We start from the raw sequence: 23,335 nt of genomic DNA, 5'->3' as shown, positions 1-23,335 counted from the left end.
AACATTATGAAAAAGATAAGGACGGTAAACGTAGTATCAGCAATATTTGCGCTATTCGTATTGATGCTGTGTTTTGCTGCAAAAGCACAAGCTCAAGAAATTTACACTGCGAATGAAAAATCGTTGGCTCGTCATTATGCTGTGCCTGACTGGTTCAGAGATGCGAAATTGGGAATTTACTTTACATGGGGCCCCTATACAGTAGCTGCAAAAGGAAACGAATGGTACCCCCGATGGATGCACTTTAAAGTGCCACCTGAAAGCTGGCAAGGAAAGAAACCAGGCTATCATATTGAGCTTCTCGATTGGCATACTCAAAATTTTGGGCACCCATCAGAATTTGCGTATCACGATATGATTCCGCGCTTTACCGCTGAACACTTTGACGCTGCAGAATGGGTAGGTTTGTTTGAATTAGCAGGCGCTAAATTTGCGGGGCCTGTCGCTATGCATCACGACGGCTATGCGTTGTGGGATAGTCAAATTACTCCTTGGAACTCGGCTAATATTGGCCCTAAACGCGATATTACAGGGGAAATCACAGCAGAGTTGAGAAAGAGGGGAATGAAGCTTATTACCACTTTTCATCACGCTAGAAATTTACAGCGTTATAAGGGGCAGTCATATGAACAGGCCTTGCAAAAGTATGGCCACTTGGATATGTATCACATGTACTGGAATTCACACTTTCCATGGGTTGATGGCTTAGCCACCTCGTCAAATGATCCTGAATTGGCGATTCTATACGGTAATATGGAAGAAGAAGAGTGGATAGATACATTCTGGTTAGGCAGTTTAAAAGAAGTTGTTGATAAATATCAGCCCGACATTGTGTGGTTTGACACTTGGCTGGATTTAATCCCAGAGCAAGCGCGATTTGAATTTGCTTCCTACTATTTAAATGCGGCGGGGCGATGGGGTAAAGACGTCATGATAACGCATAAAGATAGGGACATGCCTTACAGCTTCTCCGTAGAGGATTTTGAACAAGGCCGTCGCGACAAGCTAACCAATTTGCCATGGCTAACAGATGATACTATTTCGAAGCAAAGTTGGTCGTACATCGAGGGCTTGGAAATAAAACCTGCCAGTTGGGTGCTGCATGACTTTATTGATATTGTATCCAAAAACGGTCAGTTATTGCTGAATATTTCTCCTAAATTTGATGGCACTATTCCTGAGGATCAAAAAGCTGTATTGAAGGAGCTGGGTAATTGGCTTCGTATAAACGGCGAGGCAATTTACAAAACCCGACCATGGAAAATTTTTGGTGAAGGTCCTACTAAAATGTCAAATAGTGGTCATTTTACAAAACATGTCGACTATACCGCTCAAGATATAAGATTTACTCAAAACGATAATACGCTATATGCAATTACCCTAGGTATGCCGCATGAAGAAATCCTAATTTCATCTTTATCCTTAAACAACAGCCTAGAACACGATGCTGTCACTTCTGTAAAGAGCTTGAATGGCAACTACATCGAATATTGGAAGCAAGATATGGATGGCTTGCGGATAAAACTCAAAGCGAATTCACCCTCACAGCTGGCGTATGCCTTTTCTATACAATGAGAGAAACGTAATGATGACCTCGTATCTTTTACTAATAGTGGCGGTAACTAACGCATGATGAAACTCTACATTGATGGCGAACAACACACAGTAGATGTGGAGGAAAACATGCCGCTTCTATGGGTATTGCGTGATGTGCTTAATAAGAAAGGAACAAAGTTTGGCTGCGGTATGGGGTTATGCGGTGCTTGCACAGTTCATGTAAATGGCGAGGCTGTGCGTTCGTGTATTACACCCGTAGGAGTGGTCGAAGGTTCTGCAATTGCGACGATCGAGAGTGTTAGTAAAGAAGGGCAGGAACACGCTATTCAAATATCATGGCGAGAATACAATGTGCCTCAATGTGGGTATTGCCAGTCGGGACAAATCATGAGCGCGTTGTCGATGTTAAATCACATCCCTTCACCAAGTGATGCTGATATTGATGCGTTTATGTCAGGTAATATTTGTCGTTGTGGCACTTATCCGAGGATCAAAGCGGCAATTAAGCACGCATCAAAGCTAATGCAAAGCAATCAAGCAGGTGATAAAAAATGATAGCGCCACCAACTGCATTTCTAGCAAAATTATCTCGCCGAGAGTTTCTAAGGTTATCTGGCGTAGCAGGCTCAGGACTGTTATTGGCCTGCAATACGACATATGCGTTAGGTGCAAGTGACTCATCGCGTATAAAATTTGACGCTATAGCGCCTCATCATCGGCTTAATATATTTGTGTCAATCCATACCGATGGCACCATAGACATAGTTTCTCATCGCTCGGAAATGGGGCAGGGGTCAAAAACCGGTATTGCTCAAATTATTGCCGACGAACTCGAGGCTGACTGGGAAATGGTGAGGGTTATTCAAGGACGTGGTAACAAGGCATACGGAAATCAAAATACCGATGGGTCCACTAGCATCCGGCTTTTTTGGGATAAATTGCGAGAAGTAGGCGCTTCTGCACGCACAATGCTAGAAAGTGCTGGTGCGGAGTATTGGCAGGTTTCTTTACAAGACGTTTTTGCAAAAAACGGGAGAGTTTTTAATAAGAAAAACAATAAGTCTCTCGCTTACGGAGATTTGGCCGAACTTGCTAGCAAACAATCGATACCCGAGCCAAACACATTAAAGTTTAAGCCATTTTCCAATTATCAATATATTGGGAAAGGCATTACTATCGTTGACATTGATGATATTACATCAGGAAAAGCGTGTTTTGGCATTGATGTGACCTTGCCAGGAATGCTAATTGCGTCTATCGAGCGTTGCCCGGTTCTTCACGGTCAAGTCGAGTCATTTGATAGAGCTGCCGCATTAGCAGTTCCGGGAGTGCAAGAGGTAATACAAATGCCTGCGACCAAGGAGACGGTTGTGTATTTCCCCCTAGCTGGTGTCGCAGTGATTGCTACTAATACATGGGCAGCCATGCAAGGTCGAAAATTACTAAATGTTAAATGGACTTATAACGAAGAAGGTGAAGCGAATAGGGAGGTGAATTCTGAACCTTCGTTTGATATGTGGAGAAAGAGCCTATCTGATTTACCTGAAAAAGTAGGAGGAAAAGGTGACGTTACAAAAGGCTTTGAGCAGTCGGATTTAATTCTAGAAGCGAGTTATCAAACCCCTTATCTTGCTCACGCACCAATGGAGACACCCGCGGCGACAGCGTGGTTCAAAGACAACAAGTGCGAAATTTATGCAAGTGTCCAAGATCCGCAATCGACAATGCAAAACGCCGCGGCACTTACAGGTTTGCCTGAATCATCGTTTATAGTTACCCCAACGCTTCTCGGCGGCGCATTTGGTCGAAAATCAAAATCTGATTTTGTAAACGAAGCTGTTTTTCTTTCGCAAAGAATATCGAAACCCATTAAAGTGGTTTGGACTAGAGAGGATGACATCAAGCACGGTTACTATCATGCTGGAGCAGTGGAAAAAATAAAAGTGGGTATTGATAAAAAAGGTAAATTATTAGCATGGCACCGCCTTACGGCTTATCCCACCATATTATCCACATTCGATCATAAGGCGAATACGCCCCAAGATTTTGAGTTGAGCCTCGGTTTTGCAGACTTCCCTTACGATGTAGATAATGCGTTATTTGAAAAGGCAATGGCAGATAGTCCAGTTAGAATCGGCTGGATGCGCTCTGTATGCAATATTCAACATGCATTTGCGTTAAACTGTGCGGTAGATGAGGCGGCACACAAGGTAGGTTTGTCCATGTCTGATTTTATCCTTGCTAATCTTGCCAAGGATAAAGATATCGATCACAAAGAAGAATACAATTTTGAATTTACCAATTACTCCGAAACACTAACGCGCCACCCATACTCAACGCGACGCTATCGTAAGGTTGTTGAAAATTTATTGTCGCACGCCCCCCTAAACGAAGCGTTACCGAACGGGGAAGGGTGGGGGCTCGCTGTTCACCGAAGTTTTGTGAGCTATGTTGCGGTGGCAACAAAGGTAAAGGTTGTTGAAAAAAAATTGGCTGTAGAAGAAATGCATTGCGTAATTGATTGTGGAACCGTAGTTAACCCAGATAGAGTTCGTGCTCAGATGGAAGGTGCGATGATTTTTGGGTTGTCATTATCGCTGATGGGAACAATAGATATTGATAAGGGCGCGGTGAGGCAATCTAATTTCCACGATTATCCCGTACTAAGAATGTCACAGTGCCCTGCAATACATGTTCATATAATGGATGGGGGGAGCAACGCGCCGGGTGGTGTGGGCGAACCTGGGGTTCCGCCTGTTGCGCCAAGCGTTGCAAATGCCATCTTCTCAGCTACAGGAAATCGTCATCGCACGTTGCCACTTAATAAATTTTATTCAGTTTGATATTCATTACAGGTTGTAAATGTAAGTGCCAATGCCTTGCATTGGCACAATCGTTCTAGCGACCAAAGCCGGCGTTGGCTTTTGGTGTAAAGCGGATGATGTAAAACTTGTTAGTAGAAGTACTACTTTTGTTGAAGGCTTTTGAGCGGTGTAATTGATTGGCCGTTGCTAAGATACCTTTATCGCCTGCATTGGCAAACCCTTCAACCCAAGCGAGTCTCTCATCTTTAAAAAGCGGTTGATATTGTCTTTTATTATTGATGATGCCAAGTGTGCTTTTAGTTATGTCTGAAACATAAATATTTCCAGCTGTATCTATGGTAATTCCATCACTAAATGGTTTGCGGGCGAAAAATTCAACCTTGCTTGCTAAGCGTGCATCATTTAACGTATCGTTTAGCAAGTCTTCAGTTTTAACTCTATAGAGCGATTCAGACGTCATTGGCGCGAAATAGACCCACTCATCGTTGTGATCAATGGTTATCGGGTTTACGCCTATACGGGCATTTTCTTCCCCCATTGGGAGAACCTTACCGTCAATTACTATGTTTTTATCTTCTGGAATAGTATAGGTAGACCCTGAAAGTACACGACGAATATATCCGGTATCAATATCTATAACGATTAGAGCAGATGTTTTTGCGTCAGCAGTATCTGAGATGTAAATTGCATTATGCGTTCTATCAACCGCTAAATCGTTTAAAATATAGTTCTCACCAATATAAGGTTTGGTTATATGAAACATTTTAAATAATGTCTCGGTTTTCGTATCCCATCCAATTACTCTACCTGAATGGTAATCCCATCTTGTATCTAGAAACCATAAGACGCCCTCTTTGTCTGCAACTGTGCCTAAAACGGAAAACATGGATTCACTAAATGCTTTATTGGGGTAGGGAGCAAACTCACCGTCTTGGGTAATTTCCAACAATTTGTAGTTAGCACCGTAAGCTTGGTGTGTGCTTAGAAATGTTCGCCCCTCTGGTGTAACGGCAATATTTGCAGGTGGTACAGTTTCATCCAGCTCAAATAAAACGTCGAAATTAGGTTCAGCAAAAACTCGTAGGCTTAGCGGGCTTACTATAAGAATTAATAAAGCAATGACCAGACGAAGGCGCATAAAGTCTCCATAAATTAAGTGTTTGGATACAATAAATTGGGTAACCAAAGCGTGATCTCCGGTACCATCATAGTTAGCACTAACACAATAATCAGCGGTAATAGAAATGGCATAGTAGCTTTAGCCGTTTTTTCAACTGTTAAACCAGAAACTCGAGCAAGTACAAATAGCACCATGCCCAGAGGAGGGGTGAGTAGCCCGATCATAAGATTAAGCAGCATAATGATACCAAATTGAATCGGCTCTATTCCGGCGGCTATCGCGATTGGAAGTAAAATTGGGGTTAAAATTGTGATAGCAGCAATGGTTTCCATAAAGCAACCCACAATGAAAAGCAAAAGAGTAATACACAGATATAGCGTCACTTTACTTGTATCCGTTTGTGCTAAAAAGTCAGCGACTATCGCATCAATACCTTGACTGGTTAATACCCATGAAAAGATGGCTGCACCGCCAATGATCAACATTATCATGCTTGTAGTTTCAACAGTTTCAGAAGACACTGTAAGGAGTCGTTTTAAGGTAAGAGTCTTGTACACAAACCCTGTAAGTATGATGGCGTAAACGCAGGCGACCACGGCGGCCTCAGTTGCAGTAAAAAAGCCGCTCACTATACCGCCAACAATAATAAAGGGCGTCATCAACGAAAGCCCAGCTCTTTTAAACGTGCTTAAAATAGTAGAAAAAGCAAAACCAGCATCTTTTTGATACCCACGTTTATAAGCGACAAAGGCGACCATTAGTGACAGTGCGAGCGCCATTAAAAGCCCTGGGACTAAACCCGCCGCAAATAACTTACCTATACTTTCTGAAGCAAGTACACCATATATAATCATAGGTAAGCTTGGCGGAATTATAGGCCCAATTGTTGAGGATGCGGCCGTAAGCCCAACGGCAAAGTCCGTGTCATATCCTCGCGCTTTCATAGCATTTATCTCAATTGCTCCGAGTCCACCAGCGTCGGCAACCGCTGCACCAGACATTCCGGAAAATAATACTGAAGCCCCTACATTTACGTGTCCTAACCCACCGCGTAACCAACCTACTAGTGCTTGGGCAAAGTCAAATATTCTATGAGTAATGCCACCTTGGTTCATTAATGCGCCTGCCATAACAAAGAATGGAATCGAAAGTAATGGAAAGCTATCCATGCCACCTACCATTTGGTGCAGAACAACAACAGAAGGAATGCTTCCTTCGTACAAAATAGCAAGTAAAGACGCGACGATAAGCGCTATTGCTATGGGAAAACCGATGAATATAAGCGCAAAAAGCGAGATAAAAAGCAGTAGTATGGTCATAAGTTAATTTACGCTTGTATTAAAAGTGTTCTGTAATAAAAAAGAGAACAGTTGCTGTGCAGCACGAACAAAGCATGCAAGCAAAGTCAGTGCTATAAAGCTATATAAGTAGCTGAATGAAAGGTTTAGTGCGCTCATCTCATGATTTTGTATCTTTAAAGCAATAATAAGACTAGAGGCAGCGAGGAAAAGCAAAGTAACCGAATTCACAATCAAAACACATCGAGTAACCCAATATTTAATTTTACTGGGTAAGCGCAGTTGGAAGTAACTAAAGCTAATGTGGGTTTGTTTTCTAAAGCCTTGAGCAGCGCCTAAAAAGGTTAGAAGAATCAATTGATATCGGGCGACTTCTTCTGTCCAGCCTAATGGCGCATTCAATAGATAGCGACTTAACACTTGTGCAGTAAGCGTTAAACCCAAGAGCCAAAACAAAGTAATGGCTATTTTTTCGTCTAATTCGACTTTTTCCTTTGTGCTTTGAGTCGACTTACTAGAGAGATTGGATGTTATCATAAATACCTTGGCTCTTAGGTTGAAGGCGATCTGACAAATAACGTTGCGTTGCACGTTTAAAGGGCTGCGTATCAAGTGTGTGGACTACCACTCCGTTGTCAATAAACCAACGTTTGAGCTGGAGTTCTTCCAGTTCTATATCTCGAGATGCGCGAGTTGATGCTTCTTCTAGTAGACCTAATAAAACGCCCTGGTCCTTCTTGGAAAGCTCGTTTAAAAACCGGCTATTGGTAATGGTGAGTATTGAGCCAAGTATATGACCTGTTAAATTAATATGGGTTTGCACCTCATATAATTTTTTAGCGGAAATAGTCGGTAACGGGTTTTCTTGTGCATCTACTACCCCTTGTTGTAGCGCTAAGTATACCTCTGAAAAGGCAATAGGGCTGGGCTTTGCCCCCAAAGAAAGAGGAAAAATGTGGTAAACCTTTGCACCTGGAACACGTATTTTTAGCCCCTGTATATCTTCGGGTGTATTTATTTGACGGTTTGCCGTCATGTGTCTGGTTCCATAATAAGTAACGCTTGCGATACGATTTCCACTAGCAAGCTCGCTGTAGTCTTCCGACATATCAAGGAATATTGAGGACTTAAAAAAACGTTGCCAATGAGAGATATCATCAAAAATATAGGGTAATTCAGAGAGGCCCAACGGAGGGTGAGTTTGCGCCGCAAAACTGATACCAGTGTAGATAATATCTACAGTACCTAAACTAAGACTCTGATTGAGATGACCCTCTTTACCTAATAAAGAAGATGGGTAGACGAGAATCTTGTACCTTCCATTAGTTTCTTCGTAAAAGCGCTCACTAGCCCATACTGCCCACTTATGAAGGGGATGAGAGGCTTCGTACACATGCGCCCAGCGCACTATTCTTGCGTTTGATGAAGCTGTATGAGGCTCAGCCGCGCATACCTCAATAGAAATGCCTATCGAAATACCAATGCCCGCAACCCAACAAGCAGAGTGTAGATAGCGCAAAACGACTAGCCAAACTTTCATCGCTACTGTTTATCCTAATATTAATTTGTATTACAGTTAATTGTTAACAAAATAAACAAATGTTATGCTGTTGTAAAGTAATTTGGTTTCCATGATGAAACACCGACACGTTTTTAAGAGGAAGACACATGAGTAATACAGAAAATGTGGGTTGTAATGAGACTGATAGAGGACCATGGCTTTTTTTGAGCTTGGTGGTTTTCATTCTTGGAATGTTTTGGCAACAAGCGACTGCTAGTGAAAAACGAGCCTATGAAAGTGTTCGAGCAGGGAGTGATACTCCGCCAAATATAATCGTCATATTGGCGGATGATTTAGGGTATAACGACGTGGGTTATACTGGTGTAACCGATATTCAAACACCAAATATTGATGCTTTAGCTGCAGAGGGGGTGCAGTTCACAAACGGTTATGTGACCCATCCTTATTGTGGTCCCTCTCGAGCTGGGTTATTAGCCGGAATATATCAAGCACGTTTCGGTATGGAAAATAATGTGAGCTACTTTCCGCAAGATAAAAACATGGGATTGCCTCTGTCTGTTAAGACTTTTCCAGAAAGGTTACAAGAGGTAGGTTACCGTACAGCTATTTTTGGAAAGTGGCACCTAGGTGGTGCCCCGCATTTTCAACCTAACAAAAGAGGATTCGACTACTTTTATGGCTTTTTAGACGGTGGACATAATTATATGCCCGGCCAAGTTACTGTTGGAGGAGATGGCTATTCATTGCCGATTATGCGAAATACGCAGGTTGCTGAATTTGAGGAATACCTGACTACTGCATTAAGTCGAGAGGCTTCGGACTTCATCGAAGAAAATAGAAAATCCCCTTTTTTTATATTCATGTCTTACAACGCACCTCATACGCCACTGCAAGCACCCGAAGACACAATAAAAAAGTACGCTCATATTGAAGATACTGAGCGACGAGTATATGCGGCTATGGTCGATGAGATGGACAGTGGTATTGGGATGATTATTGATGCTTTGGACAGGCAAGGTTTGAGGGAAAACACCCTTATACTGTTTCTTTCCGACAACGGTGGGGTTTATCCGGAAGACTGGCAACCTACCAGCGACTGGGCTGATAATACACCGTTCAGACGTGGAAAAGTGAGTTTGTTAGAAGGAGGTATACACGTCCCTTTTCTTGCCAATTGGAAAGGCAAAATTGCCCCAGGGCAGGTGTTCGATGGCCTAGTATCTTCTTTGGATATAGCCGCTACAAGCACGGTATTAGCGAACGCAAACACCGCAGATCTTGAAGGAGTTAATTTGATGCCATATCTAACAGGTGAAAAAACAGGCTCTCCTCATAAGGCATTGTTTTGGAGGTTAGAAGAAGCCCAGCATATTTGGGCTGTTCGTACAGAGGATTACAAATATATGAACCAACCGTTGCCTGGTGTAGGGAGAAGCTTTTTCGATATGCGTCATGACCCTACAGAATCGAATAACATCGTAGATTCCAATATTGAGGCGCAACAATCACTGGCGCGCAAGTGGAATATATGGAACAAAAAAAATCAAAATAATGTACTTCAGCAGTCATGGGAATATAAAGCTGAAGTCGATAAGTTTTTCGAGGCGTTACATCAGCGTAATCTTACTGAAGCTAAGAATAGGGAAGTGTATGTAATCGAATGAATTACAAAGTTAGCGTTTGGAAATCCACTACCGAACGTTAATGTTTTTAACCGGCTGTTCAGGGAAATTATATGAAGCTGGAATCACTAGACTTAGCAATTTTCATTGGCTATGTAATAAGCCTTTTGTTCATAGCGTACCTGCTTTCCAAAAATGAGCGAAAGGAAAACCAGAATACAGAAGATTACTTTTTAGCAAGTAAGGCCTTACCTTGGTGGGCGATTGGTGCCTCTTTAATTGCTTCGAATATTTCCGCAGAGCAAATAATTGGTATGTCAGGCTCGGGGTATGCGATAGGCTTGGCGATTGCCTCATACGAGTGGATGGCGGCGATAACTCTGATCGTAGTGGGAAAATATTTACTTCCTATTTTCTTGAAAAACGCAATTTATACAATGCCTCAGTATTTGGAGCAGCGTTTCGACTCCAGAGTTAAGACAACACTTGCTTTGTTTTGGCTTTCGGTATTTATCTTTGTAAATCTTACTTCTGTGTTATGGCTTGGAGGACTGGCTATCCAAACCATAATGGGAATTAGTTGGCTATATGGGATGATTTTTTTAGCTTCATTTTCTGTAGTTTACTCACTCTATGGCGGGCTAAAGGTAGTTGCTTATACCGACATTATTCAAGTGGTTTTACTCGTTGTAGGTGGCTTTGTGTTGAGCTATCTAGCTCTTGATACTATCGGAAATGGTAAAGGAGTTATAGCTGGTTTTAACACTATGACCGAAAGTACGCCAAAACACTTTGATATGATTTTGTCAAAAGAGAGTCCGCACTATATGAGTCTTCCTGGTATTTCAGTACTAGTCGGTGGATTATGGGTGATGAACATAGGTTATTGGGGATTCAATCAGTATATAATTCAACGTGCGTTAGCAGCAAAAAGTCTCAAAGAAGCACAAAAAGGTATTGCTTTTGCAGCCTACCTTAAATTACTGATGCCTATTATTGTCGTGTTGCCGGGAATCGCTGCGTTTATCCTATATCCTAATTTGACCGCGCCCGATCAGGCATACCCATCAATGATGGAACTAATGCCAATTGGACTGAAAGGGTTGGTATTCGCAGCATTAGTTGCTGCTATTGTTTCATCGCTTGCGTCGATGACAAATAGTATTTCTTCTATTTTCACAATGGATATATTTCGGACTTTACAGCCTGATAAGAGTCAGGAATTTTATGTCCGAGTGGGGAGAATAACTACGATCGTATCTTTGATTTTGGCATTACTGACCGCCCAACCACTCCTCGGAAAATTTGATCAGGCATTTCAATATATCCAAGAATTTACTGGCCTCTTTTCGCCAGGCATCACAGCGATTTTTCTTTTAGGTATGTTCTGGAAACGAACGACATCATCTGGTGCCCTTGCGGCAGCGTTAAGCTCGGCTGGTTTTTCAATTGTATTTAAGTTAGCGTGGCCTGCTATACCATTTATGGATCGTATCGGGTACGTATTCATTTTGTGCATAGTTGTAGCGACCATTACATCACTTCTCGGAAAACCCTCTGTTACAGATACTTCTGTAGATGTCTCGACAATCAATTTTAAAACGCAGCGTAGTTTTAACGTGTCAGCACTGGGAATTATGATTTTGCTCGTATTACTCTATTTTACATGGTGGTAGTGGAGACGCGTTGGAGCGGTGAGAAGACTCGCGTTTTGAGTTCAACCGAACGTTAAATTTAGGATGGTTCGTTAAACGCTCTACCTTAACCAGTGAAATGTGAACTATCAAGAACGGCTTCAAGGGATTTGTGCGATTCATTTAGTAGGCATTCCAATACTGATATAAACAAAATTCTAGCAAGAGAAAATTAAAAGCTTTTACTTAATCGTTATGGTATTAAAAGGTGATTGTTTAAAACGCGAATAATTAATTATGGGTCAGTGCTTCAAAATGTCAATTTCATATTGTTAACATTTAACATATGTTATATTGTTGTTAATGGGAATTTAACAAGCAAGCATAACTTTTAAAGGTTTAACTCATGAACAGTACATTTGCGTTGTACATAATTTTTGTTGCAATTGCTTCACTCTCTACCTCATTTAAACTAAGTGCTCAGACCATTGAGCATAGTTCAGGTAAATGCTTAAGAACTGCCAATAACTCCAACTCGCCTCCAAATGGCACCCAAGTAGTGCTAACCGATAACTGTACTGGCGGTGCAGCGCAGTTTAGTTGGACCAGCGGAGGAAGTATTAAACATGTCCCATCCAATAAATGTGTGCATCCAGGAGGCTCCCCTAACCCAAGTAATGGAACTGTACTTGTGTTGTGGGAGGGGTGTGATTTTGCAGATCGTATACGATTCAGACGTACATCTTTAGACAGTCTGCAGCAGGTTTCTAGCGGTAAGTGTGTTCATCCAGGTGATGGTTCCGCGAATCCGAGCAATGGAACCGGGTTGGTTATGTGGGACGGCTGCAATGAGACTCGTCTCGCATTTACGCCGCAATCATCAATACAAGGCAGCAATCAAAGTGGCGTGAGTTCATATTCTGCTCTAGTTGCACGTATTGCTGGTGCAAGTTCTGGTGATATCATTACATTATCATCTGACTTTAGCTCTAATGAAGCAATTGTTATCGATAAGAGTATAGTGCTTGAAGGCAATGGCGCGACCATCAATTACTCCACACCCACACAAGGGGAATATGCAGAATTTACTCCAGCGATAATTGTGTCAGCGAGTAATGTTATCATTAGAAATCTTACAATCAATGGCAGCGGTAGAGATGGATCTAATACGCTTGTACAGACTGATAATAGAGGTATAACAAGGTCAAGCAATTTGACCCTATTTAACGTGACTTTAACTAATGCGACGGCTGGACTGAGAAACCAAGGAATCATCCCTTCGAATCTAAGAGTTGAAAATTGTACCTTTAAGAATTTAAACAAAGCGATTGATTTAACACGAGATGCACAGCTATCAGAATTTAATAGAGTTCCTACTGCCTTTGTAAATGCTTTTGGGGAGCAAATCTTTTTTCAAAATGCGGGTAGTCTAATAATCAGAGACAATCGCTTCTTTGTTGAAGAAGGGCAGAACCCAATGCAAGTTGGTATTCAAATTGATGGTGGGAATGACGGATTCAATCCTCAACCAGCACCGGGTTTCCCTAATAATACTGAAGAACGTCGCGTGAACGATAATCTTATAATTAAGTTCGAAAATGGAATTATATCGAACAATCAAGGTTTACAGCCTAGTGATCCTTTACGCGCTTCGGAATTCCCAATAGCCCTTGCCAAAGTAGCTGACGTGACTATAAGCAATAACTTCGTCGAGACAGTTGGTCTAACGAATGATGAATTTGATTTCTCAAGCGGAATAAACGTCGAGCATATGTCGAGAGACATAACTATTTCAAATAATGCTATTGCTGTTAATAGAGTAGTTAATGGTGCACAAAATAACCAGGGGATCAGCGTATTACCTTATCAAGACCACGGAAACAATGCTGAAAGTGAAGAAGCTACGGTCAATGTAAAAATTATCGACAATAATTTTTACGGTTCAGGACGAAGCGGCATTTTCGGGCTCGCTTTTAGAGATTTAGAAATTAATGGAAACAATTTTAACCTTTTTAGCTCTTCACGTACTGGACTGGCCACCATTAATCTCTTTAACACAGACGACAATCAGAATGGAACACTCCAAGAGAATGAGCGTTCCACATTAGCAGGAAGTTTTGTTAACTTTGGTGCAACAACAAATCTTGGTGGGTCTGGATTAGTCACGGCAACACTTTTCAACACTGGTGATCCATCTGACTTGCCACCAGATCAAAGGCATTGACCAGATATCCCCAAAAAATTACGGGGGCTCAGGCCCCCAATATAAATCATTGTGCCTTAGGCAGGATGCTAATGAGCGAGGTGTCCAAGCTGTAATATCTAGTAAACCACGATAACGTTATTTGCAGCGCTACCGAAGCCAAGAGTTACAGTTCGTTGTTCATGGAAATACAGGCTTCGAGCCAGTTAATAAAACACCTGACAGCCTTAATCAGCAAGTTCAGTCGCTAATCTGCGAGAAATACTATGACCTGAACCTGTTGCACCTCTCCGAAAAGCTTGAGACTCACGAACACATTGTTGTTAAGCGCGAAACACTACGTAAGTGGACACATGATATCCATCATGTAAAACGGGCGAAGCGCAGGCGCGGCCGTGTTCACAAACGCAGATAGTGAATGAAAGCGTCAGGGTTAATGATACAAATGGACGGCAGCACAATTCGGTTGTTCGGTGATAGGAAGTCGTGCTTCTCGTTCTACTGATAGCACATTAATATTTACGGGAAAGCGCCTGCATTCTATCCATAACGTACAGCCCGAAATCGTTATTGAAGCAATTCAAATGGTAGTGAACGGCCTCTAAGATAAAACATACCCTGTGTAGTACCACAGGGTATGTACTGCAACTTTACGGACGAAAAAGTGATATTATTACATGAATTAGCTGATTACAAAGGGATACTGACGGTATAAGCACCAAGCGATTTTGACGTAATCACACTATCAATGTTGCTGCTCTTCGGCAAGCTTTGCCAATCGTAACGCAGTAGTATTCATGTTTTCCCTTAGCCAAATATTGCGAACGCCGCTAGCGTGTATATCGATGTTTCTTTCAGATTTGAGCAGCCGTGACACCTTGGATTGACCTAGATGTGGGTTAGCCAGGGAGAATTCGATGACGACTTCCTCAATGGCTCTGTCGGTACGATTTTTGTGATGAAGAACCGGCGTTTCCTGACGTTTTAACGATTCGATTCCACCTTGTTTTATCAGTTTACGATGGCGGTAAATCGTATCGCGGGAGACGCCACTAAGCCGAGATGCTTCTGCCACATTTCCAAGCCTGTCAGCCAAAGCTAATACTTCTAGTTTCTTCTGGATCTCATTGTCTTCCGAGGACACTTTTTCAGGCTCAGTGACTTCTGTTACCTGTAGCTGTCGTCCAGCGAAGTAAGTATCGAACCGCTTATTTTTACCGGAACGAATTTCAATTTTCTGATTTGCGATTGAGTGCTTAAGTGGTGAGTCGATGAAGTAGAGTTTTCCCCTGTAGCTAAACGTATGGTCGTTACGGATCTTCCTGAAGACCTTGGTGATGCAGATATCATCAAGATTGGTGTAGCGGGATACAGGCACATATTCGGTGTCTGACGTTCTTGATTTTACAACCAGGTTTTTACGCCAGAACTGGGGGATGAAGACGTGTTGGAGGTAGCTATTTGCGCCCGTCATATCAGTAATATTGTTAAGTCGTAACTCCGGTATTAACCTGTCTTGCAGGGTATCGAAGGCGCGTTCAATCCTGCCTTTACCCTGAGGAGAACTGGCGAAGATGATTTCAATCCCCAACTCCTCACAGGCCCGTTGCATCTGGGAGAAGTTGCAGCGTTTGGGGCCACCGAATATTCCGGCACGATCAACATACAGAGTTTTAAATACACCGTATTTTTCAAGGACTGAGCGCATGACTTTCATACACCCTTCAGTCGTTTCTGACGGAAAAAACTCAGCATGAATATCGCTATTAGCATCATCAATCATGGCGATTAAACACGATTTCTTATCGCCGAACCAGTGATGTGTGCTGCCGTCCATTTGTAGCATTAATCCAGGTGCTTCCATTCGCTCTCTACGTTTGTGAACACGGCTGCGCCTGCGCTTCGCCCGTTTTACATGATGGATATCATGTGCCCACTTACGCAGTGTCTCGCGCTTAACAAGAATGTGTTCGTGAGTCTCAAGTATCTCGGCGAGGTGCAACAAGTTCAGGTCATAGTATTTCTCGCGGATTAGCGACTGAACGTGCTGCTTAAGTCTGTCAGGCGTTTTATTAACTGGCTTGCAGCCTTTATTTCCGTGAACAACAAACTGTAAGCCTTGGCTTCGATAACGTTGTAAATACCGTTCAATAGTACGTCTGGATTTATTGAGGAGCTTAGTGGCATTGGCTATCGTAATTTTACGCTCAGCCACTTTCGCGATGACATCAACTGTCAATTGAGCTTTGGAATTCAAAACAATCATCCTTAGCGTTCCTCAAATGCACAAACAAAACATTCAAAGAACACGGTTAAAGATAACCGTCAATTTCCCTTGGTAATTAGCGACTACGACAGAATCGCGTGGTAATTAAAGTACGACAAAGTCGCTTGGTGTTAACATGTGAAGAATCTAGCTCAAATCTAATCTGACAGCGGCACCTTGAAAATCGGGTAACTGTCAGATCAAGTCTGAGCTAGTACATATGACAAGTCGCTTGGTACTTATACCGTCAATTTTCCTTGGTCATCACACTAGTACATATAACGTGCTAAATCGCCTCGTTCATATAAATAGTTTTCTTATCAAGGTACTGCTCTAGACCGTATTGACCGTCCTCGCCGCCCATTCCGCTCTTTTTCCAACCATTATGGAAACCTTGATGCTGCTCTCCGATACCTCTATTGACATACACTTCACCAACCTCCATCTCGTCAATGGCCTGGTTTATATATGCAAGTGATTTAGTATATAAGTACGCGGATAGTCCGTATTCACTGTCATTTGTGTATGCAATAGCCTGGTCTATGCTGTCAATTTTGCAGATTGGCAAAATAGGGCCAAACGTTTCTTCGTGCATAAGTACGTTATCTTGTGCAACATTGCCCACCAATGTAGGTTCAAACCAGTGACCCTTCTCAAAGCCGTCAATGCTTGTTTTACTGCCACCTGTGATAATTTCTGCGCCTTGTTCTAAACTCTTACCCAGAAGAGACGAAATATTGTCAATCTCTCGAGCATTAACTTTCGGGCCCATTTGCGTTGTTGGCGACATTGGATCGCCTACCACTAATGCTCTGACTTTAGGGGTAAGCTTTTCAATAAATTCATCATACACATTTGAATGAACATAAAGGCGCTCTGCACAAGTACAGACCTGACCACAATTAGCAAAACGGGTGTCTATTAAGTCGTTTACCGCTTTGTCTATATCAGCATCTTCCATAACAATAAAGGGCGCTTTACCACCCAACTCGAGCATTACAGGTATCATATGCTTACCGGCTGATTGATATATGTGCTGACCTGCCCGAGTACTACCTGTCATGGTAATAAGTTTGGTGATAGGGCTTTCGCACAGGTATTGACCTACTGAGCTTCCCGTACCGTTGACAATGTTGAGCACTCCAGCTGGAATTCCAGCTTGATTAGCCAATTCGCCAAGCATCAGTGTTGAAAGCGGAGTCTCTTCTGTAGGTTTTAACACCATAGTGTTTCCTGTCACTAGGGCTGGACCTATCTTTCTGCCAGCCAGCGCTAACGGAAAATTCCATGCTGTAATACCAACAACCACGCCGCGCGGTACTTTGTGAATATAAATTTTTTCGTTTTCATTGTCCGAAGGAAGGATGTCACCGCTTATGGTGAGTGCGTTGTCACATGCATAGTCGATAAAGCTAGCGGTAACGGCAACCTCCATTTCAGCAACACCGATAAGCTTACCTTGTTCTTGAACAATCAACGGCGCCAGGGTAGGGGTGTTTTCTCGTATAAGTTGCGCAAATATTCTCAATATAGAAGCTCTTTCGCGCGCCGTTTTTTTAGCCCACGCTTTTTGGGCTCGCTGCGCGCTAATAAGCGCGTGCTCAGCGTCATCTTCACAACCCAGCGGTACTTCACCCACTGCTTCGCTTGTTGAAGGATTTAAAACGGGTATAGACTCCGCACACACTGATTCACAGTATTGGCCATTAATAAAATGCTTTTTATTGTATTTGAACATGAATTATCTTCCCATCCATCCGCCATCAACCAGAACAGTAGCACCATTCATATAGTCAGATGCTTTAGATGCTAAAAATACCGTAGGTCCCACAAAATCTGTGGGTTCACCCCACCGGCCTTGTGGTATGCGGCTTAGTATTGATGACGCCCTTTCTGGATCATTTCTTAGCGCTTCTGTATTGTCGGTGGCAATATATCCTGGCGCTATAGCATTTACGTTAACGCCTTGCCCTGCCCATTCGTTAGCAAGTGCTTTGGTCAGTTGTCCAATTGCGCCTTTACTCGCGGCATATCCGGGTACTGTGATGCCCCCTTGGAAGGTTAACAATGATGCCGTGAAAATAATCTTTCCTGACTTGTTCGCTACCATATCTTTGCCTATCTCACGGCTAAGGATAAACTGTGCGTTCAGATTAACTTCGATAACTTTACCCCAATATTCATCGCTATGATTTGTAGCAGGGTCCCGTAGTATAGTACCAGCGTTATTCACTAAAATATCTATTTTAGCGTGTTCGCTTTTTACTTTTGTAATAAATTGATAGACGTCATCCCTATTGCCGAAATCACATCTATAAGCTGAGAAGCGCTTACCTGTAGCTGTAACACCTTTTTCAGTTTCGCTATCTGGTTTGAGCGAGGCAGATACGCCTATTATATCTGCGCCAGCTTGTGCTAGCCCTATCGCCATGGCTTGTCCAATACCCCTGCTGCAGCCGGTCACCAATGCCGTTTTCCCTTCTAAGCTGAATAACTCACTCATTATTGTACCTCCTCAATAAGCGACACAAGCGCTTTCATACCCGATGGGTTTCCGTCCATTGAAGCAAATGCATCACCAATGTTTGATAATTGGTTTACTGAGCTAATGAAAGGGGCTAAATCTAACGACTCATTCGCAATTAAGGATATTGCGTGTTCAAAGTCTTCGTGTTCATATACGCGAGCACCTAAAAGCTCGAGCTCTTTCCAGAAAAACTTAAACAAATCTACTTGTGGTTTTTGGGAGTGAATAGCTACCATGCAAATACGCCCCCTTACTGCCGCAATTTCCGTCATTACATCAACAGCGGCTTGCACACCTGATACTTCAAAAACAACATCAGCGCCCTTGCCATTTGTCCATGTATTTACCTGCTCAATAACATCTTGGTTAATAGGGTCAACAGTTTTTATACCGTTATTTTCAGCAAATTTTCGGCGCGTGTCATTTACTTCAGAAATCATTACGTTAGCGCCTTTAGCTTTAGCAACTAAAGCCACTAATTGACCAATAGGGCCACCGCCAATAACGATAACATCTTCATTTTGAGAAACGCGTGCACGTGAAACATCGTGACAGGCTACAGCTAAAGGCTCTACTAGTGCGCCCATTTTCAACGACACATTGCTAGGTAGTTTATGTAATGTTCTAGCTTTAACAGTCCAAGAGCTTTGAAAGGCTCCCGGTGTATCTATGCCCATAAACTTTAAGTTTTGACAAACGTGCGAGTGTCCAGCTTCACATGCAGGGCACGCTAAACAATAGTCTAGAGGCCTTACTACCACATGGTCACCCAGTGCGACATTGCTAACACCTTCACCAATTTCCGCTACCACTCCTGACATTTCATGACCAATAATCTGTGGAGGAGCAACACGAGCATCCATAACACCGTGATATATGTGCATGTCCGTACCACAAATACCTACATAGCCTACATTAAGCCTAACTTCCCCTGGCCCTGGCGGTATTGCCGTACCTGTTTGTACATCAAACGTTTTATTGCCTACATATTGTGCTGAAAACATAATAAATTCCTTACATGACCTTGTGGGGTGAAAGTTTTTCTGAGTCAAAGATTACGCCTACACCAACGTCATTTGGTGCTAAGGCAAAGCCATTTTTATCCAAGGTAACCGGCCGCTTTGTATAAGCATCGATAGGGAAAGAGTGATATTCCATCATTCCTGCGTTGGGTTGGGATGCCATTAGCGAGACATGCAGTTCTTGCATTCCGTGGCTACAAACCTTCAAATTATTAATATGAGCGAGACTTGCGACCTTTAACCAACCGGTAATACCACCAATGTTGGAGGCATCAGGCTGCAAATACGAAAGCTTCGATTGATTAATCGCGTAGTTGAATTCATACAATGTATGTAAATTTTCTCCCATTGCTAAAGGGATATTGGTAGCACAAGCTATGCGAGAATAACTTTGGTAGTCATCGGGAATGGTTGGTTCTTCAAACCAGTGAATATTGTATTTCTCTATCGCATTTGCGAAGCGGATAGCGTGTTCTGGAGACATAGAATAGTTAGCGTCGACCATAAACGCGATATCGTCACCAATATGCTGGCGAATTGCAGCTACACGGGCAATATCTTCATTTATATCAGGTTTGCCGACTTTTATTTTTATCGCCTTGAAACCCTTTTTCAAATAGCCGTCAACATTTGATATAAGCTTCGCTTCGTCAAAGTTAAGGTCAATGCCTCCAGCGTAACAAGGTGTTTTATCTGCACAGCCGCCCGCTAAACGCCACAAAGGCTGCTGGATACGCTTGCAGCGTATATCCCACAATGCTATATCTACGGCGGATATTGCAAAACTTACTAAACCGCCACGGCCTACATAATGCAAAGCGTACTGCATTTGTTCCCAAATAGACTCAACGCAATCAGCATCTTTACCTACCAAAAATTTGGCTAAGTCATATTTTAAAAGGCTGAATATAGCTTGTCCGCCTTTACCGCCTGTGTAGGTATAGCCAGTACCTTGGGTACCATCTCCACATGTCACTGTGCAGGTAATCAACTCAAAATGTGTATGGTCACCGTGTTTTGCGTCGCTTAACACTTCGGGGAGTGGGATAACGTAATAGCTAACCTCAACATCTTTGATACCACTAGCAGAAACATGATTCGTACTTAAAGGGATTGCTGTCACTTTCGCATCCTTATTAAACGTATAGTTTTTTTATGTACATTGTTAACAATTAATAGCAAACTTTTGGTTTGTGGGAAAGAGCGAATTTGCAACTGGGTAAAAATAGCAACGTAAAATTTATAATACTTTTCTATGTTGTTGATTATTTTATTAATATCTTTCAAAAGGATAATTTCAAAAAACTAATTTTGTGAAATGTTAACAAAAATGTTGACAGTTTTATTATTAAAAGTAAGGTTTTTGGTAAGACGAATGATATTTTTCAAGGGTTATTATGACTATTCGAACCAGGTTTGGCGTGGTTGCCACGTGTGTTTTGGCTGCGGTTGGGCTTCAATCGTGCGCAAAGCGCGAAGCATATTTAATTACTGACACGAAAGAGTTGGCTTCACAACATGAAAGTAATACTTCACACGACATGCTTGAGTCGATGGTTAAGTTAAATGAAAACACTAAAAGCCTGATAAACGCTAATGCAGTAGATTGGCAAATTTCAACCGCAGACGATGGAGAAAGGCAACTCAATATAAAATTTAACGCAGCATTAGCAAACAAACCATCTTTAACTATTAATGCTGAGTCGACGTGGGATTTTAGCTTGAACGACACGGTCGCCGTAGTAATGGATATTGATAACCCGAGCAGTGAGCCTGTACACCTTCATGTAGCCCTAACTGATGTGCACGGGAAAAAACACAATCGCAATAGCGCTATACCTCCTCATTCTTCTGCATCTTATTATTCTTTGATAAAAGGGGAGAATGTTTCCTTAGATACTGGTATGCGTTCGAACCCTAAACATTGGGACACCGACTATACTCAGTTAATATGGAGAACGGGCTCAAAAGAGATAGATGTCAGTAAAATCAAATCAATTACCTTCCAAGTGATGGGGGTAATGGCCGATAAATATATCACCGTTAGAGATATCAGAGCAGTGCGCCCAACCTCTTTTATTCAAGATTCGGCGAAGCATATTGTCGACGAATTTGGCCAAAACAATAAAATTGATTTTGAAGGCAAAGTTATGTCCATCGACAATTTGCGGCAACATTTCAAAGAAGAAAGTGTTGAACTTCAAGCGCAATTACCCACTGATAGGAGCAAATTTGGTGGGTACCTCAATGGACCAAAATTAGAAAGTACGGGGTATTTTCGCACTGAAAAGCATGATGGAAAATGGGCCCTTGTAGACCCTGAAGGGTATTTGTTTTTCTCAACAGGAATAGCCAATGTTCGAATGGCAAATACATCTACTATCACCGGGTTTGATGTATCTGACGCCTATGTTAAATCAAGGGTGAGTACTGATTTAACGCCTGAAGATTCAATGGGCCTCAATAGGCTGAGTAATGCAGCAGCGGAGCATCGCTTCGAGGCATCTGCCATACGTGCCAATATGTTTACTTCCTTACCCGATTATAATGAAGATTTAGGTAACTTTTATGGCTATCGTCGTTCTGTGCATACAGGAACTATTGATAAAGGTGAAACCTACAGTTTTTATATGGCAAACCTGGCTAGAAAGTTTGACGATATGACGGTAGATGGAGTACTAGATAAGTGGGAGTCACTAACGGTTAAGCGTATGCAAAGCTGGGGCTTTACTTCGTTTGGTAACTGGATTGATACGCGTTTTTATGACAACAATAACTTTCCCTATTTTGCTAATGGCTGGATTATTGGTGATTTCAAAACGGTAAGCTCAGGCAATGACTATTGGGCACCTATTCCCGACCCTTTTGATAAAAAGTTCGCTGAACGAACTGATACTACAGTGAAACAGATAGCGCTAGAAGTTAAAAATAGCCCTTGGTGCGTAGGAGTGTTTATCGATAACGAAAAGAGTTGGGGGATTATGGGGAGCCCCGAATCTCAATTCGGTCTAGTAGCGGGTACGATGGCGCTTAATGCCAGCGAAAGCCCCGCAAAACGAGCGTTTGTTGAAAAGCTAAAAACGAAATATAACACCATTGAGTCGCTAAACAAGAATTGGGGCAAAACGTTCAACAGTTTTGATGAACTGAACAAGGGTTTTGCGATTAACTTCAATTCAGAAGAAGCCATACAAGACTACAGTGAACTCCTTACCTTTTATGCGGAAGCCTATTTTAAGACGGTAGCTAGCTCAATGGACAAATATATGCCTAATCATTTGTATATGGGAGCTAGGTTCGCCGACTGGGGAATGACCCCTGAGTTACGTGAAGCTGCTGCCAAGCATGTCGATGTCATGAGTTACAACTATTATCGAGAGGGCATTAATACAGCGTTTTGGGGATTTCTTGAAGAAGTTGATATGCCTTCTATAATCGGAGAGTTTCATATGGGGGCCTTGGATTCTGGATTGTTCAATCCTGGGTTAATAGGTGCGCATACCCAAGAGTTAAGAGGACAAATGTATGAGACTTATATGAATTCAGTTATCGACAACCCATATTTTGTCGGTGCACACTGGTTCCAATATATAGATTCTCCAATCGCAGGGCGCGCTTATGACGGCGAAAATTATAATGTAGGTTTCGTTTCAGTTGCTGATATTCCCTATAAACCATTTATCAAATCAGTTAAGCGGGTTAACAATTCGCTATACCAACGTAGGTTTGAGAAGTAATC

Annotated in this window: 16 protein-coding genes and 1 pseudogene; 8 read left to right on the top strand and 9 right to left on the bottom strand. The window is 42.3% G+C overall.

Translation table 11 applies throughout. From position 1 onward, the window contains the following. Window positions 1-6: 6 nt before the first annotated feature. From KUL49_RS02230 to KUL49_RS02220, 3 genes are read left to right on the top strand one after another with little or no spacing between them, the layout of a single operon-like run. Entirely contained in the window at window positions 7-1,575 is a 1,569-nt protein-coding gene (locus KUL49_RS02230) for an alpha-L-fucosidase (RefSeq protein ID WP_165477862.1), read from the top strand. A 54-nt stretch (window positions 1,576-1,629) separates the two neighbouring features. Then, window positions 1,630-2,112, top strand: coding sequence for a (2Fe-2S)-binding protein (locus tag KUL49_RS02225; protein WP_131136154.1), 483 nt, complete (start codon window positions 1,630-1,632; stop codon window positions 2,110-2,112). Next, entirely contained in the window at window positions 2,109-4,400 is a 2,292-nt protein-coding gene (locus KUL49_RS02220; protein ID WP_131136153.1) for a molybdopterin cofactor-binding domain-containing protein, read from the top strand. Before KUL49_RS02225 ends, KUL49_RS02220 begins: the two co-directional genes overlap by 4 nt. 55 nt (window positions 4,401-4,455) lie before the next feature. On the opposite strand, the gene KUL49_RS02215 is transcribed toward KUL49_RS02220, so the two are convergent. The 4 genes from KUL49_RS02215 to KUL49_RS02200 are packed head-to-tail and all read right to left on the bottom strand — an operon-like array spanning window position 4,456 to window position 8,340. Beyond that, window positions 4,456-5,520 carry an L-dopachrome tautomerase-related protein gene (locus tag KUL49_RS02215; RefSeq protein ID WP_131136152.1) on the bottom strand — a complete coding sequence of 355 codons (1,065 nt, stop codon included), beginning with the start codon at window positions 5,518-5,520 and terminating at the stop codon, window positions 4,456-4,458. A gap of 14 nt (window positions 5,521-5,534) precedes the next feature. Beyond that, the gene (locus tag KUL49_RS02210; protein WP_131136151.1) at window positions 5,535-6,821 is read right to left on the bottom strand and encodes a TRAP transporter large permease; all 1,287 of its coding nucleotides are present in this window, start codon (window positions 6,819-6,821) and stop codon (window positions 5,535-5,537) included. A 3-nt stretch (window positions 6,822-6,824) separates the two neighbouring features. Beyond that, entirely contained in the window at window positions 6,825-7,337 is a 513-nt protein-coding gene (locus KUL49_RS02205; RefSeq protein WP_131136150.1) for a TRAP transporter small permease, read from the bottom strand. After that, entirely contained in the window at window positions 7,315-8,340 is a 1,026-nt protein-coding gene (locus tag KUL49_RS02200) for a sialic acid TRAP transporter substrate-binding protein SiaP (protein WP_131136149.1), read from the bottom strand. The genes KUL49_RS02205 and KUL49_RS02200 overlap by 23 nt, the downstream gene beginning before the upstream one ends. Before the next feature lie 128 nt (window positions 8,341-8,468). On the opposite strand from KUL49_RS02200, the gene KUL49_RS02195 reads away from it, so the two are divergent. The 4 genes and pseudogenes from KUL49_RS02195 to KUL49_RS02180 all read left to right on the top strand — a co-directional run. Next, entirely contained in the window at window positions 8,469-9,986 is a 1,518-nt protein-coding gene (locus tag KUL49_RS02195; RefSeq protein ID WP_242633700.1) for a sulfatase, read from the top strand. A gap of 71 nt (window positions 9,987-10,057) precedes the next feature. Next, window positions 10,058-11,620 carry a sodium/sugar symporter gene (locus KUL49_RS02190; RefSeq protein WP_131136148.1) on the top strand — a complete coding sequence of 521 codons (1,563 nt, stop codon included), beginning with the start codon at window positions 10,058-10,060 and terminating at the stop codon, window positions 11,618-11,620. Window positions 11,621-11,984: 364 nt separating this feature from the next. After that, window positions 11,985-13,802: an RICIN domain-containing protein gene (locus tag KUL49_RS02185; protein WP_131136147.1), complete on the top strand. Its 1,818-nt coding sequence runs from the start codon at window positions 11,985-11,987 to the stop codon at window positions 13,800-13,802. Window positions 13,803-13,917: 115 nt separating this feature from the next. Next, a pseudogene (locus tag KUL49_RS02180) lies at window positions 13,918-14,271 on the top strand (ISNCY family transposase); the annotation flags it as partial. Between the two features lie 255 nt (window positions 14,272-14,526). Here the strand turns inward: KUL49_RS02180 and KUL49_RS02175 are convergent. The 5 genes from KUL49_RS02175 to KUL49_RS02155 form a co-directional block, all read right to left on the bottom strand. Further along, entirely contained in the window at window positions 14,527-16,047 is a 1,521-nt protein-coding gene (locus KUL49_RS02175) for an ISNCY family transposase (protein WP_131136146.1), read from the bottom strand. 286 nt (window positions 16,048-16,333) lie between these two features. Then, window positions 16,334-17,785 carry an aldehyde dehydrogenase gene (gene aldA, locus KUL49_RS02170; RefSeq protein WP_131136145.1) on the bottom strand — a complete coding sequence of 484 codons (1,452 nt, stop codon included), beginning with the start codon at window positions 17,783-17,785 and terminating at the stop codon, window positions 16,334-16,336. A 3-nt stretch (window positions 17,786-17,788) separates the two neighbouring features. Next, the gene (locus KUL49_RS02165) at window positions 17,789-18,550 is read right to left on the bottom strand and encodes an SDR family NAD(P)-dependent oxidoreductase (RefSeq protein WP_131136144.1); all 762 of its coding nucleotides are present in this window, start codon (window positions 18,548-18,550) and stop codon (window positions 17,789-17,791) included. Then, entirely contained in the window at window positions 18,550-19,578 is a 1,029-nt protein-coding gene (locus tag KUL49_RS02160) for a zinc-binding dehydrogenase (protein ID WP_131136143.1), read from the bottom strand. Before KUL49_RS02160 ends, KUL49_RS02165 begins: the two co-directional genes overlap by 1 nt. Before the next feature lie 10 nt (window positions 19,579-19,588). Beyond that, window positions 19,589-20,719, bottom strand: a complete 1,131-nt coding sequence (locus KUL49_RS02155) for a mandelate racemase/muconate lactonizing enzyme family protein (protein WP_131136142.1) — start codon at window positions 20,717-20,719, stop codon at window positions 19,589-19,591. Window positions 20,720-20,993: 274 nt separating this feature from the next. Here KUL49_RS02155 and KUL49_RS02150 point away from each other — a divergent pair, with 274 nt between their 5' ends. Next, a complete protein-coding gene (locus KUL49_RS02150) occupies window positions 20,994-23,333 on the top strand; it encodes a beta-galactosidase (protein WP_131136141.1) in 2,340 nt (779 codons plus the stop codon). Window positions 23,334-23,335: the final 2 nt, after the last annotated feature.

The sequence above is a fragment of the Alteromonas sp. KUL17 genome, from assembly GCF_006538305.1.
GTDB lineage: Bacteria > Pseudomonadota > Gammaproteobacteria > Enterobacterales > Alteromonadaceae > Alteromonas > Alteromonas macleodii.
Note: the sequence above shows the minus strand (reverse complement) of the source record. Positions and strands in the feature narration are given on the sequence as shown.

Excerpts from the sequence above, each read along its gene's own strand:
- KUL49_RS02230 (WP_165477862.1), top strand. The coding sequence starts at position 7 with ATGAAAAAGATAAGGACGGTAAACGTAGTATCAGCAATATTTGCGCTA.
- KUL49_RS02225 (WP_131136154.1), top strand. The coding sequence starts at position 1,630 with ATGATGAAACTCTACATTGATGGCGAACAACACACAGTAGATGTGGAG.
- KUL49_RS02220 (WP_131136153.1), top strand. The coding sequence starts at position 2,109 with ATGATAGCGCCACCAACTGCATTTCTAGCAAAATTATCTCGCCGAGAG.
- KUL49_RS02215 (WP_131136152.1), bottom strand. The coding sequence starts at position 5,520 with ATGCGCCTTCGTCTGGTCATTGCTTTATTAATTCTTATAGTAAGCCCG.
- KUL49_RS02210 (WP_131136151.1), bottom strand. The coding sequence starts at position 6,821 with ATGACCATACTACTGCTTTTTATCTCGCTTTTTGCGCTTATATTCATC.
- KUL49_RS02205 (WP_131136150.1), bottom strand. The coding sequence starts at position 7,337 with ATGATAACATCCAATCTCTCTAGTAAGTCGACTCAAAGCACAAAGGAA.
- KUL49_RS02200 (WP_131136149.1), bottom strand. The coding sequence starts at position 8,340 with ATGAAAGTTTGGCTAGTCGTTTTGCGCTATCTACACTCTGCTTGTTGG.
- KUL49_RS02195 (WP_242633700.1), top strand. The coding sequence starts at position 8,469 with ATGAGTAATACAGAAAATGTGGGTTGTAATGAGACTGATAGAGGACCA.
- KUL49_RS02190 (WP_131136148.1), top strand. The coding sequence starts at position 10,058 with ATGAAGCTGGAATCACTAGACTTAGCAATTTTCATTGGCTATGTAATA.
- KUL49_RS02185 (WP_131136147.1), top strand. The coding sequence starts at position 11,985 with ATGAACAGTACATTTGCGTTGTACATAATTTTTGTTGCAATTGCTTCA.
- KUL49_RS02175 (WP_131136146.1), bottom strand. The coding sequence starts at position 16,047 with ATGATTGTTTTGAATTCCAAAGCTCAATTGACAGTTGATGTCATCGCG.
- aldA (WP_131136145.1), bottom strand. The coding sequence starts at position 17,785 with ATGTTCAAATACAATAAAAAGCATTTTATTAATGGCCAATACTGTGAA.
- KUL49_RS02165 (WP_131136144.1), bottom strand. The coding sequence starts at position 18,550 with ATGAGTGAGTTATTCAGCTTAGAAGGGAAAACGGCATTGGTGACCGGC.
- KUL49_RS02160 (WP_131136143.1), bottom strand. The coding sequence starts at position 19,578 with ATGTTTTCAGCACAATATGTAGGCAATAAAACGTTTGATGTACAAACA.
- KUL49_RS02150 (WP_131136141.1), top strand. The coding sequence starts at position 20,994 with ATGACTATTCGAACCAGGTTTGGCGTGGTTGCCACGTGTGTTTTGGCT.